The sequence below is a fragment of the Prevotella heparinolytica genome (assembly GCF_002998535.1).
GTDB classification, from domain to species: domain Bacteria; phylum Bacteroidota; class Bacteroidia; order Bacteroidales; family Bacteroidaceae; genus Bacteroides; species Bacteroides heparinolyticus.
On sequence record NZ_CP027234.1, the window covers coordinates 293,312 to 308,866 of the forward strand.

Genomic DNA, 15,555 nt, shown 5'->3' on the forward strand with positions numbered 1-15,555 from the left:
TGCTTTCTTTTTGGTGTGATTTTTCAATGTGGGATGAGACTCGGATTTCTTGGGATAATCTGCTTTTATGGCTTCCTCCTCTGCTGTTCATTCTTCTATTTAAAGGGTTGTTTTAATTTGCATTGAAGAGAATAAGCGGGCTTTAAATTTTATTTTATTCCTGATTTATACTATTTTTGTGACCCAACCTTAATAATAGATTATGATGAAGCGAATTACACGATTTTCTTTTCTTTTAGTACTGATGTGCTTGCTGGCCGCTTGCGGCGGACGTTCTTTCATCACTGATGCTGCTTATCGTCGGCGTGTGGAACAGGATTTCAGCCGGAAAAAGGCAATGTTGCCGCAAGGCGATTTGTTTGCCGTGTTCGATATGGATTTGCCTGCATATGAGCGTGAAGCCTTGGAGTTTCTTTATGCTTACATGCCTTTGGCCGACATAGCCGACTATCCCGGCGAGTTCCATCTGATGAATATACGTGCCTCTCGGAAGGCGGCAGAGGAGATGCCTTGGGGAAAGACCATTCCTGAAGACATTTTCCGCCATTTTGTGCTTCCGGTGCGGGTGAACAATGAGCAATTGGACAGCGCACGGGTGGTGTTTTATGAAGAACTGAAAAACCGGGTGAAATCTCTTTCCCTATATGACGCCATTTTGGAAGTAAATCACTGGTGTCACGAAAATGCCGTCTATACCCCTTCCGATTCTCGTACCAGTTCGCCTTTGGCTACGGTGCGAACAGCCTACGGGCGTTGCGGCGAAGAGTCCACTTTGCTGGTGGCCGCCCTGCGTTCGGTGGGCATTCCTGCCCGTCAGGTCTACACTCCCCGTTGGGCGCATACGGACGACAACCATGCTTGGGTAGAGGCATGGGCCGACGGACGATGGTACTTCCTCGGCGCTTGCGAACCGGAACCGGTGCTGAATCTCGGTTGGTTCAATGCGCCTGCCAGTCGTGGCATGCTGATGCACACCAAAGTATTCGGACGTTACGAGGGAGCAGAAGAGGTGATGTCCGTCACACCCAATTATACCGAAATCAATGTAGTGGAAAATTATGCGCCGACGGCTAAGGCTATCGTTACGGTGGAGGACGAACAGGGAAATCCGGTGACTGATGCATGTGTGGAATTCAAGCTCTATAACTATGCGGAGTTTTATACCGTGGCCCGCAAGCAGACCGATGAGAAAGGAAAAGTCTTTCTGACGGCAGGCAAGGGAGATATGCTGGTGTGGGTTTCCAGAGACGGCAAGTTCGGTTATGCCAAACTTTCTTTCGGCAAGGAGAGTGAACTGACGGTGAAGATAGATAAGGTGGCCGGCGAAGCCCATACCGTAGACTTTGATATCGTTCCGCCTCCCGAAAGTGCCGACTTGCCTGAGGTGACTCCCGAACAACGGGCTGAGAACGACCGCCGCATGGCTCGCGAAGATTCCATCCGAAATGCGTATGTATCAACGTTTATGACCGATGAAACGGCACGTGAGTTTGCCAAACGCTACAAGTTAGATGAAGAACTTGCTTCCCGCTTGTTGGTTGCTTCCCGGGGCAATCATCGGGTTATATCCGATTTCATGGCCCGGCTGCGTTCTGAAAAGTCAAAGCGTGGTGGTTTCGACCTCTTGCAGCAAATTTCGGCCAAAGACCTTCGCGATGTCCGTAAAGAGGTGCTGATAGACCACATGCTCTCTCCCATGTGCAAGGATAACAGCCTTTTCAGCAAGTACGTACGCAATCCGCGCGTGAGCAATGAGATGCTTACGTCTTATAAGACTTTTTTCAAGAATGTGGTGTCGAAAGCCGATGCCGAGGCTTATGAGGCTGAACCGATGAAACTGGTGGCATGGGTGGCCGAGCATATCCGGATAGAGAAAGAGTGTAATCTGGGAGGAGCGCCCATCACCCCTGAAGGCGTGTGGAAGGCTCGAGTGGCAGATGCCCACAGTCGCGATATATTCTTCGTTTCGATGGCACGCAGCATGGCGATACCGGCTCGCATCGACGAAGTGACCGGAAAAGTGCAACTGATGACGGCAAACGGTGCTGTAGATGTGAATTTCGACCAAGTGCAACCTGAAAGCCAAATGCTGCAAAAAGGCCGTCTTGTGGCCGGATACCGTTCTGTTGCCTCATTGGACGATCCGAAATATTACTCCCATTTCACGCTCTCCAAGCTGACTTCGCAAGGGCGTCTGCAATTACTCTCTTATGATGAGGGCGATGCGGATATGGGAGGCGGCACTACATGGGCCGGCCTTTTGAAAAACGGCACGGCATTGGATGCCGGAAGCTATGTGTTGGTGACAGGCACGCGCCTTGCCGGCGGTGGTGTGCTTTCCCGGATTGTTTTCTTCAGTATCGTTCCGGGGCAGACGACGGAGATTGAACTGGTGATGCGCGAGCGCAAGGATGAGGTGCAGGTCATCGGGAGCTTCAATTCCGAATCGCTCTTTACTCCTCGCTCCGGCGATGGCGGAACAGATAAACGAAGCCTGTTGCAGGCTTGCGGAAGAGGTTATTTCGTTGTAGGCATCTTGGGCGTCAATCAAGAACCCACCAATCATGCGTTGCGCGACATTGCCGCCTTTAAGGACAAGTTGGAGAAGTGGGGGCGCCCGATGGTGCTTCTCTTCCCCGATGAGGCCAAAGCCGCAAAGTTCGCTCCCGCTTCCTTCCCCGGCCTGCCCTCCACCATCTGCTATGGCATCGACACCGACGGCATAGCTGAACAGATTGTGAATAACATGAAGCTGAAACACAAGGAGGCATTGCCTATATTCATTATTGCCGATACGTTCAATCGCGTGGTCTTTGTATCGCAAGGATATACCATCGGATTAGGCGAACAGCTGATGAAAACTGTCGAAAACCTGTGAGAAACAGGAAGCCGGCTCTCCACAAGAATGAAAAGACGCATTAAAACAGTATCGATAGGAGACCGTATAAAGTTTAAACCGACTCTGTAGACGTGAAATATGCCGATTGTTGAAATATCATCTTTGTCCCATCCGGGAGTGGAAATCTTTAGTACTCTGACCGAAGCCCAGTTGCGCAACCGCATCGAGCCGGACAAAGGAATGTTCATTGCCGAAAGCCCCAAAGTGATAAAAGTGGCTTTGGATGCCGGCTACGAACCTGTTTCCCTTTTATGTGAGCGCAGACATATCGATGGTGATGCGGCCGCGATTATTGAACGTTGCGCCGATGTGCCTGTCTATACCGGCGAAAGGGAACTGCTTGCCCGTCTCACGGGGTATGTCTTGACGCGAGGAGTGCTTTGTGCCATGCGCAGACCTGCTCTGCCCGGCCTTGCGGAGGTTTGTGGCGGAGCCCGCCGTATCGTTGTCATCGACGGAGTGACGGACAGCACCAATATAGGTGCCATCTTCCGCTCGGCAGCCGCTATCGGCATGGATGGCGTGCTGCTTGCGCGTAACGCTTGCGATCCCTTCAACCGTCGTGTCGTCAGGGTGTCGATGGGTTCCGTTTTCCTTGTTCCTTGGACATGGATGGACGGTCCTCTCGGCACTCTTGCGGATTTCGGCTTTCGCACGGCGGCAATGGCTCTTACGGACAAATCCATTTCCATTGACGATCCTATCTTGGCATCTCAATCGCGGCTGGCCATTGTAGTGGGTAACGAAGGCGACGGGCTTCCGCCTGCGAGGATAGCCGAAGCCGACTACGTGGTACGCATTCCCATGTCGCACGGAGTCGATTCGCTGAACGTGGCAGCGGCGGCAGCGGTGGCTTTTTGGGAACTGCGTGCTCGTTAAGGAAGTTCGGCGAGGAAACGCTGAATTGAGTAAAAATACAATCGGATGATGGGATGAGGAGCTGATAAAACGATTGTTTTTAGTTCCTATGTGCGACAATTCATAGAGAAATCGGAAAATAAAGCCCATGTCTGTTCTCTTTCCGAAATAGGAGAAACTTTTCTTTTAGCATCTTTTATTATTTTTTACTGCCTTCCTTTCACTGATTATCGCTAATTTCGAGCGTTTTTTTATAAAAACAACTGAATAACTAATAATTTATTATATATGGAAAACCTGAATATTGCACTTCTGCTTATGGTAATAGGTATGGCTACTGTCTTTGCCATCCTGTTGATTGTTATATACTTAGGGAAAGGGCTTATTGCACTTGTGAATAAATATGCACCCGAAGAAGCGCAGTCTGTCAAGACTACGGCTGACGGAGCTGCTCCCATTTCCGGAAACATTCTGGCGGCCATTGGTGCTGCCGTCACAGTGGTGACGCAAGGCAAGGGAAAAGTGGCCAAAGTAGAGAAAATCCGATGATAATAATCTTATAATATAAAACACACTGAATCATTTAGCATGAAAAGAGAAATTAAGTTCAGTTTGGTATTCAGGGACATGTGGCAAAGTGCCGGAAAATACGTGCCCCGCGTCGACCAGCTGGTGAAAGTGGCTCCCGCCATCATTGAGATGGGTTGTTTTGCACGTGTAGAGACCAATGGCGGAGGTTTTGAACAAGTAAATCTTCTGTTTGGAGAGAACCCGAATAAAGCTGTGCGCGAGTGGACGAAGCCGTTCCATGAGGCAGGCATACAGACGCACATGCTGGATCGCGCGTTGAACGGACTCCGCATGAGTCCCGTGCCTGCTGATGTACGTCAACTGTTCTATAAGGTAAAGAAAGCTCAGGGTACGGACATCACGCGTACTTTCTGCGGATTGAACGACACCCGCAACATCATTCCGTCCATCACTTATGCTCATGAGGCCGGCATGATTTCGCAATGTTCGCTCTGCATCACTTTCTCTCCGGTGCATACGGTGGAATACTATGTAGATATGGCGAAAACCCTGATTGAAGCGGGTGCTGATGAAATCTGCATCAAGGATATGGCAGGCATCGGCCGGCCGGTGTCGTTGGGCAAGATTGTGGCAGGCATCAAGCAGATAAAGGACATCCCCGTGCAATATCACAGCCATGCCGGGCCGGGCTTCAATATGGCAAGCATCCTCGAAGTGTGCGAGGCCGGTTGCGACTACATCGACGTTGGCATGGAGCCGCTCTCATGGGGTACGGGCCATGCCGACCTCATCAGTGTGCAGGCCATGCTGAAGGATGCAGGCTTCCAAGTGCCCGAAATCAATATGGAAGCATACATGAAAGTGCGTGCACTTATTCAGGAGTTTATGGATGATTTTCTCGGCTTGTACATCAGCCCGCGCAACCGCCTGATGAATTCGCTGCTGATAGCTCCCGGACTTCCGGGCGGCATGATGGGCAGCTTGATGGCCGATTTGGAGTCGAACCTGGAATCCATCAACAAATACAAGGCGAAGCGTAACCTGCCGTTCATGAAGCAGGACGAACTGCTTATCAAGCTGTTCAATGAAGTGGCTTATGTGTGGCCGCGCGTGGGTTATCCTCCATTGGTGACCCCTTTCAGCCAGTACGTCAAGAATCTGGCCATGATGAATGTCATAGCCATGGAAAAAGGCAAGGAACGTTGGGGAATGATTGCCGATGACATTTGGGACATGCTGTTGGGCAAAGCCGGCAAGTTGCCGGGGCAATTGGCTCCCGAGATTATCGAGAAGGCCGACCGCGAAGGGCGCAAGTTCTTTACAGGCAACCCGCAGGATAACTATCCCGATGCGCTCGATAAGTATCGCAAGCTGATGAAAGAGAACAAGTGGGAGCTTGGCGAGGACGATGAGGAACTCTTTGAGTATGCCATGCACCCGGCGCAATACGAGGCCTACATGAGCGGAAAAGCTAAGGAGGACTTTCTGGAGGATGTGGAGAAACGCCGTGCCGAGCGCGACAGGTCTCCGCTGGATGATGCCAAGCCGAAGACACTCACGGTGCAGGTGGACGGGCAGGCCTATCGTGTGACGGTGGCTTACGGCGACATCGACCTGCCTGCTTCGGCTACCGAGAAAGTTACCTCCCATATAGGCGAAGGGCAGGATGTGCCCGCACCGCTTGAGGGCAAGTTCTTCCTGACGAAGAATGCGCAGGAAACGCCCGTGAAGGTGGGCGACAAGGTGAAGAAGGGCGATTTGCTCTGCTACATCGAGGCCATGAAGACATACAATGCCATCCGTGCCGATTTTGACGGGACGGTGACTGCCATTTGCCTGAATTCGGGCGATTCTGTTTCTGAAGATGACGTATTAATGAAGATTGGATGATGGAAGATATATTTGCAAAACTCTATGACATGACGGCTTTCAGCAATATCATTGCCGATCCGTCATTCCTCGTGATGTATGCCATTGCTTTCATCTTGCTCTACTTGGGAATCAGGAAACATTATGAACCGTTGCTGTTGGTGCCCATCGCTTTTGGTGTGCTCATTGCCAACTTTCCCGGCGGTGATATGGGAGTGATTCAGGCAGATGAAAACGGAATGGTTGCGGTGAACGGGGTATTGAAGAACATCTGGGAGATGCCGCTTCACGAGATTGCGCACGACTTGGGATTGATGAACTTCATCTACTATATGCTGATTAAGACCGGTTTCCTGCCGCCCGTCATCTTCATGGGGGTAGGGGCGTTGACGGACTTTGGCCCGATGCTCCGCAACCTACGGCTGTCCATTTTCGGTGCGGCTGCACAGCTGGGCATCTTCACCGTGCTGCTTTGTGCCGTGCTGATGGGCTTCACCCCGAAAGAGGCCGGTGCACTGGGCATTATCGGTGGTGCCGACGGGCCTACGGCCATCTTCACCACCATCAAGCTGGCTCCTCATCTGCTCGGTCCCATTGCCATAGCGGCTTATTCGTACATGGCGTTGGTGCCCGTCATCATTCCTATGGTGGTGAAACTGTTCTGCACCAAGAAAGAGCTGATGATTAATATGAAGGAGCAGGAGAAGCTATATCCTTCAAAAACCGAGATCAAGAATCTGCGTGTATTGAAGATTATCTTTCCGATTGCGGTGACCACGGTTGTGGCGTTGTTCGTACCCACGGCCGTACCCTTGATTGGTATGCTGATGTTCGGAAATCTGATTAAGGAGATAGGTTCCGATACCGGCCGTCTGTTCGATGCGGCGGCCAACAGCATAATGAATGCGGCCACCATCTTCTTGGGGCTGAGCGTAGGCACCACGATGACCAGCGAGGCATTCTTGAACTGGACCACTATCGGCATTGTCATCGGCGGCTTTTTGGCATTTGCGCTGTCCATCACAGGGGGTATCTTCTTTGTGAAGCTGTTCAACTTGTTCGGCAAGAAGAAAATCAACCCGCTGATTGGTGCGACGGGGCTGAGTGCCGTGCCTATGGCGAGCCGCGTATGCAATGACATTGCAACGAAGTACGACCCCAAGAATCATGTGCTTAACTATTGTATGTCGAGCAATATTTCAGGAGTTATCGGTTCGGCCGTTGCTGCGGGCGTGCTGATTTCGTTCCTCGGATAGGCATTGACATAAAAACATTCAAGGCACACTTTGTGCGTAACATCATGGAGGGTTATAAATAACGACCTCGATATAATATTGGGAATATCATAAACTGCCCGTCGTTGAACAAGATACTGTTCGATGGCGGGCTTTCTTTCTCATTTAAGGTTCACGCTGTATTTTTGCGTTCGAATCAAAGAAACGCAAAACCATGATACAGATGTTCAATGTTCTGTCTTATTTCAGAAGGGCGGACGGACTCCGGAGAGTAAGTCCCATTAGTAAAAAGGAGAAGGAAAAGAAAGTAAGGAACGTAAGTAAGGAGCGGAACGCCGTCCCCACGCTTTCGGTTTTCACCGGTGCGGCATCCCGTGGCTTAAGCCGCTCCACTGCCGAGAACTACCGCACGGCCGTGCGCTCTTTCGTTCGCTTCAACTCTGGCAGGGACGTGCCGCTTTCGGCATTCGATGCCGAGACCCTGCGCCGCTACGAGCGTTGGCTTCGCGAAGGTGGCGTATGCCCCAACACCTCCTCGTGCTACCTGCGCTCCCTGCGCGCCATCTACAACAAGGCGGCGGCAAAGCGGCTCGTGAAGGACAGGACGCCGTTCAAGGGCGTGTTCACGGGCAACGAGCGTACCGTCAAGCGGAGCATCGGGGCGGAGGAGGTGCGCAGGCTGGTCCTCACCTCCTTTCCCCCTCCCTGCGGGGGAGGCTCCGGGAAAGGGGCCGCACCGGCTCCGGGTGCTTCCGCCCTCGACCTCTTCCTCTTCTCCTTCTACGCCATGGGCATGCCCTTCACCGACCTGGCGCACTTGAGGAAGCGGCAGGTAAAGGACGGGGTGCTTACCTACCGGCGCTGCAAGACGGGGCGGCAGGTGAGGGTGAAACTTGAAAAGTGCATGCTCGACATATTGGAGAAGTACAAGGCGGAGGGCACTGACTATCTCTTCCCTATATTATATAAGGTGAAGGACGGACGGATATGCCCCGTCTCCTATCCCTGCGCCCTGAACCGCTACAACCGCTCTTTGAAGCTGCTTGCCCGGCAGGCCGGGATTGCGGTGAACCTCACCTCCTACGTGGCGCGCCACTCCTGGGCGAGCATCGCCTACGAGCAGGGCGTCGACCTGCCCGTCATCTCCAAGGCGCTGGGTCATACCGATACCAAGACCACGCTCATATATATCGAAGGGATAAAAGACGAACGGCTGGCGGAGGCCAACCGCGGGCTGCTGGAGAGGATCGGGGCATGAGCCCCCCAAGGCATTCGCCTTACCGACAACGTTTTACATCCCACCTCTTGCGAAGAGGTGTGCCCTTGCCCGTAAGTCCCTGCAAATAAACCACTTTTATCCCATATTAACAAGCTTTAGGACGGATATTTTACAAATATCGTTTACACAAACGTTTGCGTCCGCCGTATCCCTCCCGGCAAAGTCCCGCACCTGCCGGTAAAAAGTTTCCCCGCCGCCCCCGGTAAGAAAGACATTCCCCGGAGGCGGACGGCATGGTTTTCTGTTTTTAATCCTCCCCGGCCCCCCTTCCATGCCCCCTCCCTCCTTCCATGCCCCCTCTTTCCTTCCCCACCTCTTCGCAAGAGGCGGCCTGCCCTGAGCCCCCTTGCCCACGGCTTTTTCGGGAGATTCCGTCCGGCTTCCTCCCCCTTTCCGTGCACGAGGGCAGGCAAGATGAAAAAGATGTATAACCCTTATTCACAGGCAATGAAAAGACCCTTTATCCTCCTGTTGCTGCTGCTCCTGTCCGGGCATTCCCGGGCGCAGGATTCCGGCATCCGCCGCGGCACGGATTCCGTGCGCGTCTATTTCCGTCAGGGCGAATCGCGCCTCGACCCCTATTTCCGTGAGAACGGCGCGCGCGTGCGCGCCTTCACCGAGCGTTTCCGCACCCTTCTCCGGGACCCCTCGCGCCGCATCCGCGGCCTGCGCGTCACCGGCGGCGCCTCCCCCGAGGGGAGCACCGCCCTCAACCAGCGCCTCTCCGAGCGTCGTGCCGAGGCCATACGGCGGATGGTCTCCGGCTATTTCCCGCACGAGTTCGGCTGGCTCTCCACCGTCCCGCAAGGCATCGACTGGCAGGGGCTTGAACGCCTCGTGCTCTCCGACGAGTACATGCCCTACCGCCACGAGGTGCTCGACATCCTGCGCCACACCCCCGAATGGATCACGCACAACGGGCAGGTGGGCGACGGCCGCAAGCGCCGGCTGGGCATGCTTGGCGGGGGCTACGCCTGGCGCTACATGGAGAGCCGTTTCTTCCCCGAGCTTCGCGCCTCCACCCTGCACGTGTGGTACGAGTCGGAGGAGGTTCGGGAAGCCGCCAAGGACACCGTCTACATCCTCCCGCCCGAAAAGGAGGAAGCGGTCTCCCCCTCCCGCGACCGCAGGCCTTTCTACATGGCCGTGAAGACCAACCTGCTCTACGACGCCGTGGTGCTTCCCAACCTCGGGCTGGAGTTCTACCTCGGCCGCGGCTGGTCCGTAGCCGGCAACTGGATGTACACGTGGCTGAAGAGCGACAGGCGGCACCGCTACCACCGCATATACGGCGGCGACCTCGAGGTGCGGCGCTGGCTGAGCTACGGCCGCAAGCCTCTGACGGGGCACCACATAGGGGTGTACGGGCAGCTGCTTACCTACGACCTGGAGTGGGGCGGCAAGGGGTACCTTGGCGACCGCTGGAGCTACGGGGGCGGCATCTCCTACGGCTACTCCGCTCCGGTAGGGCGCCGTCTTAACCTCGACTTCACCATAGGCGTCGGCTACCTTGGCGGCGAGTACTTCGAGTACGTGCCCAAGGGTTGGTGCGAGACCCACCAAAGGGAGTGCTACCTGTGGCAGGCCACGAAGCAGCGGCGGTGGTTCGGCCCCACGAAGGCCGAGGTGTCGCTCGTGTGGCTGCTGGGCCACGATAACGTAAACAAAAAGAAAGGAGGCAAGAGATGAAAACCTGTCATACGATGAAAACCGGAAAGCACCCGTTCCCTTCCCGCACCCTGCGGGCGCTCGGCGCCACGGCGGCCGCCACGTTGCTGGCACTCTGCGCGGCCTTAGCAGCCGCGCTCATCGCCGCCACGCTCTCATCCTGCGAGCATAAAGGCTTCTGCGACCCCGACCCGGCGGTGTCGAGGGTTCGCGTCACCTTCGACTGGCGCAAGGCGCCCGGTGCCGCCGTCACCGGCATGAGCCTGTACCTCTACCCCGCCGGCGGTGGCGAGGCGCTGCGCTACGACTTCGACAACGCCCTTGGCGGCGTGGTGGAGATCCCCCCCGGCACCTACAAGGCCTTGTTCCTGAACAACGACACGGAGAACGTGCTCTTCCGGGGCACCGGGGGCTACGGCACTTTCGAGGCCTACACCCGGCAGGCCCACCTGCTCGAGCCGCTTGGCTTGCAAAGCAGCCCGGCGGATGCCAACCCCACGGGCGAGGCCGTTGCGCTGCCCGCCGACCCCCTCTGGGCCGGCAGGGACAACGCGGTGGAGGTGCTTGCCGCGAAAGCCTCACCCAACTCCGCCTACGACCAAGAGCTGACCTTCTTCCCCGAGCGGGAGACCCCGCGCTACACGGTTGAGGTGCGTAACGCCGAGAACCTGCGCTACGTCTCGGCCATGAGCTTCTCCCTGTCGGGACTCTCGGGCAGCCTGGCGGTGGCCTCCGGCACCCGCGACGCGCTGCGCACCACCATCCCCTTCGAGGGGCGCACGGATGCCGACGCCGGCACGGCCACGGGAAGCTTCCACGCCTTCGGGCTTTCGGCCTCGGGCAACAGGCTCCGCACGCTGGTGATATACGTCATCCTCACGGACGGGAGCAAGCAGTTCTACCCGTTCGACGTGAGCGGCCAGGTGAACGATGCCCCGAACCCCATGGAGGTGCGCATCGTCATCGATGGGCTGAAGCTGCCGCACCCCATAGTGGAGCCGGGCGGCGGAGGCTTCCAACCCACGGTGGACGACTGGGTGGGCGAGACGATAGAGATGGAGATGTGATCTTATGTGATGTGGTTCCCTATTATATGGGCCGGGGCCGCCGGATACCGGCTGCCTTGCCGATTGTTTATCAACTGTTTTATTAACCCTTTTATCAATTGTTTTATTAACTATTTTAAATTATCAACGACATGAAAAAGAATGTATTGTTTTTAGCTGCGGGCCTGCTGGCGTTTGCCTCCTGCTCGCAGGACGAGACCACCGGTCTGGACAACGGCGGCGCCATCAAGTTCCGCCCCAACGTGGGGAGCGTGACGCGCGGCCCCATCCTCACCACGAGCAACATCGCCTCGTTCAAGGTGAGCGCCTCCATCGCTGCCGCGCCCGCCAACTTCTTCACCGACCTCCAGGTGAACAAGGCCGGCTCGCAGTGGAACACGGCACAGACCTACTACTGGCCGGGCACCGGCACGCTGCGCTTCTTCGCCTACTCGCCGGTGGACGTGGCCACGGTGTCGGTGACTCCGACGGCACAGACCATCAACAACTTCTCGCCCGTACAGGCCGTTGCCAACCAGAAGGACGTCGTGGTGGCCTACAACACCGGCACGAAAGCCGCCAACGAGGCATCGGGCGTGGCGCTTACCTTCAAGCACATCCTCTCGCAGATCGAGGTGAAGGCCGAGATTGACGCCTCCGCCGTGGCAAGCTATGAGATCAAGGTGCTGGGCACCAAGCTGGGCCGCATCCCCTCCACGGCCAACTTCACCTTCCCGACGTCTGTTGCGACGGGCACGCTGCCCCAGACCCAATGGTCTGCAGCCGCCACGCCGGCCGACTACGGCACGAAGCTGGATGCCGAGGTTACGCTGGACGGCTCTGCCAAGAAGGTGACCAAGGACAACTTCCTGATGATCCCGCAACAGCTTACGGCGTGGGACGGAGGCAGCACCGCCAATGGCGCTTATATCGCCGTGCTCTGCCAGATCTCGAGCAAGAGCGGGGGCAACACCACGCAGATCTTCCCCAAGGTGTCGGGCAAGTATGCCTACGCCGCCGTTCCTGTCAGCACCAACTGGCTTCCGGGCAAGAAGTACACCTACAAGCTGAAGTTCCTGGGCAGCGGCGGCGCGGGTGAGGTAGACCCGAACCAGACCAACCCCGACGACCCGAGCGACCCGAACGTGGACCCCACGCAGAACAACGGCGGCGACCCCGTATTGGGCGGCCCGATCAAGTTCACCGTTACGGTTGACGAGTGGGACGAGCTGGCCGAGGAGGAAGTGAGCCTGTAAGAGGATGCCCGCCACGGGCATATGACCCACATCAACAGGGCTGCGGGGGTTGGACCGGCCCCATACATCCGGCCGGGGAGGGCGCAATCCCTCTGTCCCCCGCAGTCCACGTAATACCACTGGCCGCCAATTAACGCCAACCACCAACCACTGATAAACGCTAACCACTGATAAACGCTAACCACTAATAAACGCTTGCTTATGAGAACTATTGTAACAATGAGATTTATCCGCCCGGCCCGACCCTCCCGGTTGCTTCCGGGCGTCGTGCTGCTGTCCGCCCTGCTGTTTGCGGCGTGCTCGGACGAACATGAAACCGGACGCCGTACGGGGGCGTCCATCGGGTTTGCCGTGACCGCATTGCAGGGGGCGGGGGACGCCTCCTCAACCACGCGTGCCTCCGCCGACAGCGTTCCGCACTTGGAGATAACCCCCATCGGGGGGGAGACGTCGGACGGCGGGCAGGAATTGTACCTGCACACCCTGACGGAAGAGGGCATCGCCACGGATGAGGCGCGGGAAGCCGGGGAAAGCAGTGCCGAGGACAGCGAAGGCGCTGTTACCAAGGGCGCCCCGGTGACAACGGCCACCATGCATGCCGACGCCACGGTGTTCGCCGCCGTGTACCCCTCGACGGACACGTGGAACAATACCGTCGCGCCCTCTTACTTCTTCGACACGCAGGTGAAGAAGACGGAAAGCTGGACGACTGCCTACTACTGGCCGGGCACGAACAAGCGGGTGGCTTTCTTCGCCTACGCGCCGCACCACTGCGCGGGGGTTACCCTGACCACGGGCATCGGCACGCCGGGTGCGCCGTCCTTCAGCTACACCGTTCCTGCGGCCGTGGCTGCCCAGACCGACCTGCTGACGGCCTCGTCGGTGGACGTGGCGGGGGTGCTGCACGCGCCCGCACCGCTGGCATTCAGGCACGCGCTGACGGCCGTGCGGTTCGAGACGGGCAACCCGCTGCTGCCGGGTACGGTGACGAAGATAACGCTGAAGGGGGTGTACGGCACGGCTACGCACCGCATAGGGGAAAGCACATGGAGCGCATACTCCAACACACGCAACTTCGCGCAGGTGCTGAACGTGACCACGCCCGACCCCAACGTGTTGGGGTCACCCATCACGCAGCCGGCGGCCACGTTCATGATGATCCCGCAGACGCTGCCCGCAGGTGCGCAACTGGAAGTTGTCTACACCGACAAGCTTACGAACACGCAGCGCACGCTTACGGCTAACATAGCCGGGAAGACATGGCCTATGGGCAAGACGGTGACCTATCGCATCAGCACGTCGAGCATCTCGGTGGTGCCGAGGCTGAACGTCATCGCCCCGGGTGACTTCGAGTACACGGGAGGCACGCAGAACTACACCGTATCCAGCTATCTGGAGGTGACACGTCCGGGAGACGCAACGAAGACGCTGCCCATGGCGTGGACGGTGGAGTACTCCACGGACAACGGGCTGAACTGGAGCAATACTAAACCGACGTGGCTGACGACGTTCACCGAGAGCGGGCCCGGGGGTAACACCCCGGCGGCGCACCAGGCTACGGCTGCGGCGCAGGTGAAGGTGATGTACGAACCCAACAACGACAACCTGCGGGCTGCATCGCCGAAGACGAACTGGAACCTCTCGAACGCCACGGGGGCGGACGCCGTGCAGAACACGGCGAACTGCTACGTGGTGAACGCGCCGGGAACGTACCGGCTGCCGCTGGTGTACGGGAACGCCATCAAGAACGGAAGCACGAATGCCTCGGCCTATACCTCCACGGCAAGCGGGGCCAATGTGCTGACAACCTTCATCAACCACTTGGGAAATGCCATTACCAATCCTTATATAGGCAGCAATGCGGGCTGCACGCCTGCCAATGCCACACTCGTGTGGCAGGACGAGCAGGACCTTGTGACCGGTGTGGGGCTGTCGGGGGGATTCCTGACGTTCACGGTGGCGCAAAGCACCATCAAGCAGGGCAATGCTGTGGTGGCGGTGCGTGACGCATCCAACACCATACTCTGGAGCTGGCACATCTGGGTGACGGACTATGTGCCGGGGACAGGCTTGAAGACCATTACCAACTTCCAGAACCATCATTACACCATTCTGCCCGTGAACATAGGCTGGTGCGACGAGAAGAGGGAGAACTATGCTGAAAGGCAGGTGAAGGTACGCTTCAAACAACAAACTACCCAAGGATATGTGGGGACAACGGAGACGGTGACCGTGAAACAGAAAGCGAAAGAAATAATATACAGTGGTAACAACACGTACTATCAGTATGGGCGTAAAGACCCGTTCGTTGGGGCACTTGCGGGAAACATCAATAAGACTTGGTATGATGCATCGGGGGCAACCCACACCGACGATCGTCCTGCAACAAGCAGCTTCCCATACGGAGATGCCTGCATCACTTCCGGTATCACCCAGCCTAACACGTTCTGTACGAATAGTTATATGGATCGGAAATACGCCAACCTTTGGAGTGCGAACAACACTGTTTACACAGCTAACGACAACACTGTTATAAAGACAATCTACGACCCTTGTCCCGTAGGCTATCAAATGCCTCCGAGCAATGTCTTTACAGGGTTTACTACAACGGGACAAAACACACTCATCCAATCGGAGTTCAACGTAAGCGGTGCTTGGAGCAATGGTTTGAACTTTTACTGTGGACTGAACCATACCGGTGGAACCGACTTTTTCCCCGGTTCAGGCTGTCGGTACTGCTATTCCGGCATGCAGAACCGCATAGGCATAAGCGGTTTCTGTTGGTCGTCAGGGCCGAGCCACATAGACGGCGCGTTTAGTTTGGACCTCTACCCACACCATCTACTCCCGTTGTCCAGCAACTATCGGGGCCATGGACTCGGAGTAAGGCCGTGTCAAGAATAAAAAGGGAGCG

General features: G+C 56.4%; 10 protein-coding genes. All 10 read left to right on the top strand.

Annotation, left to right across the window (positions count from 1 at the left end):
* Positions 1 to 244 precede the first annotated feature (244 nt).
* The 10 genes from C3V43_RS01145 to C3V43_RS01195 all read left to right on the top strand — a co-directional run bounded on the left by C3V43_RS01145 (position 245) and on the right by C3V43_RS01195 (position 15,545).
* Entirely contained in the window at positions 245 to 2,878 is a 2,634-nt protein-coding gene (locus C3V43_RS01145; RefSeq protein ID WP_394336157.1) for a transglutaminase-like domain-containing protein, read from the top strand.
* Positions 2,879 to 2,977: 99 nt separating this feature from the next.
* Positions 2,978 to 3,778 carry a TrmH family RNA methyltransferase gene (locus C3V43_RS01150; RefSeq protein ID WP_106068247.1) on the top strand — a complete coding sequence of 267 codons (801 nt, stop codon included), beginning with the start codon at positions 2,978 to 2,980 and terminating at the stop codon, positions 3,776 to 3,778.
* Between the two features lie 267 nt (positions 3,779 to 4,045).
* Positions 4,046 to 4,306, top strand: coding sequence for an OadG family protein (locus tag C3V43_RS01155; protein ID WP_106068248.1), 261 nt, complete (start codon positions 4,046 to 4,048; stop codon positions 4,304 to 4,306).
* A 39-nt stretch (positions 4,307 to 4,345) separates the two neighbouring features.
* The gene (locus tag C3V43_RS01160; protein ID WP_106068249.1) at positions 4,346 to 6,178 is read left to right on the top strand and encodes a biotin/lipoyl-containing protein; all 1,833 of its coding nucleotides are present in this window, start codon (positions 4,346 to 4,348) and stop codon (positions 6,176 to 6,178) included.
* Positions 6,178 to 7,413 carry a sodium ion-translocating decarboxylase subunit beta gene (locus C3V43_RS01165; RefSeq protein ID WP_106070396.1) on the top strand — a complete coding sequence of 412 codons (1,236 nt, stop codon included), beginning with the start codon at positions 6,178 to 6,180 and terminating at the stop codon, positions 7,411 to 7,413. Before C3V43_RS01160 ends, C3V43_RS01165 begins: the two co-directional genes overlap by 1 nt.
* 202 nt (positions 7,414 to 7,615) lie before the next feature.
* Positions 7,616 to 8,650, top strand: coding sequence for a tyrosine-type recombinase/integrase (locus tag C3V43_RS01170; protein WP_164996206.1), 1,035 nt, complete (start codon positions 7,616 to 7,618; stop codon positions 8,648 to 8,650).
* Positions 8,651 to 9,085: 435 nt separating this feature from the next.
* Entirely contained in the window at positions 9,086 to 10,360 is a 1,275-nt protein-coding gene (locus C3V43_RS01180; RefSeq protein ID WP_235655874.1) for a DUF3575 domain-containing protein, read from the top strand.
* A 14-nt stretch (positions 10,361 to 10,374) separates the two neighbouring features.
* A complete protein-coding gene (locus C3V43_RS01185; RefSeq protein WP_164996207.1) occupies positions 10,375 to 11,406 on the top strand; it encodes a DUF5119 domain-containing protein in 1,032 nt (343 codons plus the stop codon).
* Positions 11,407 to 11,537: 131 nt separating this feature from the next.
* A complete protein-coding gene (locus C3V43_RS01190; protein WP_106068253.1) occupies positions 11,538 to 12,641 on the top strand; it encodes a fimbrillin family protein in 1,104 nt (367 codons plus the stop codon).
* Positions 12,642 to 12,842: 201 nt separating this feature from the next.
* Complete coding sequence (locus C3V43_RS01195) at positions 12,843 to 15,545, top strand: fimbrillin family protein (protein ID WP_129588720.1); 2,703 nt, start codon at positions 12,843 to 12,845, stop codon at positions 15,543 to 15,545.
* The last annotated feature ends 10 nt before the right edge of the window (positions 15,546 to 15,555 follow it).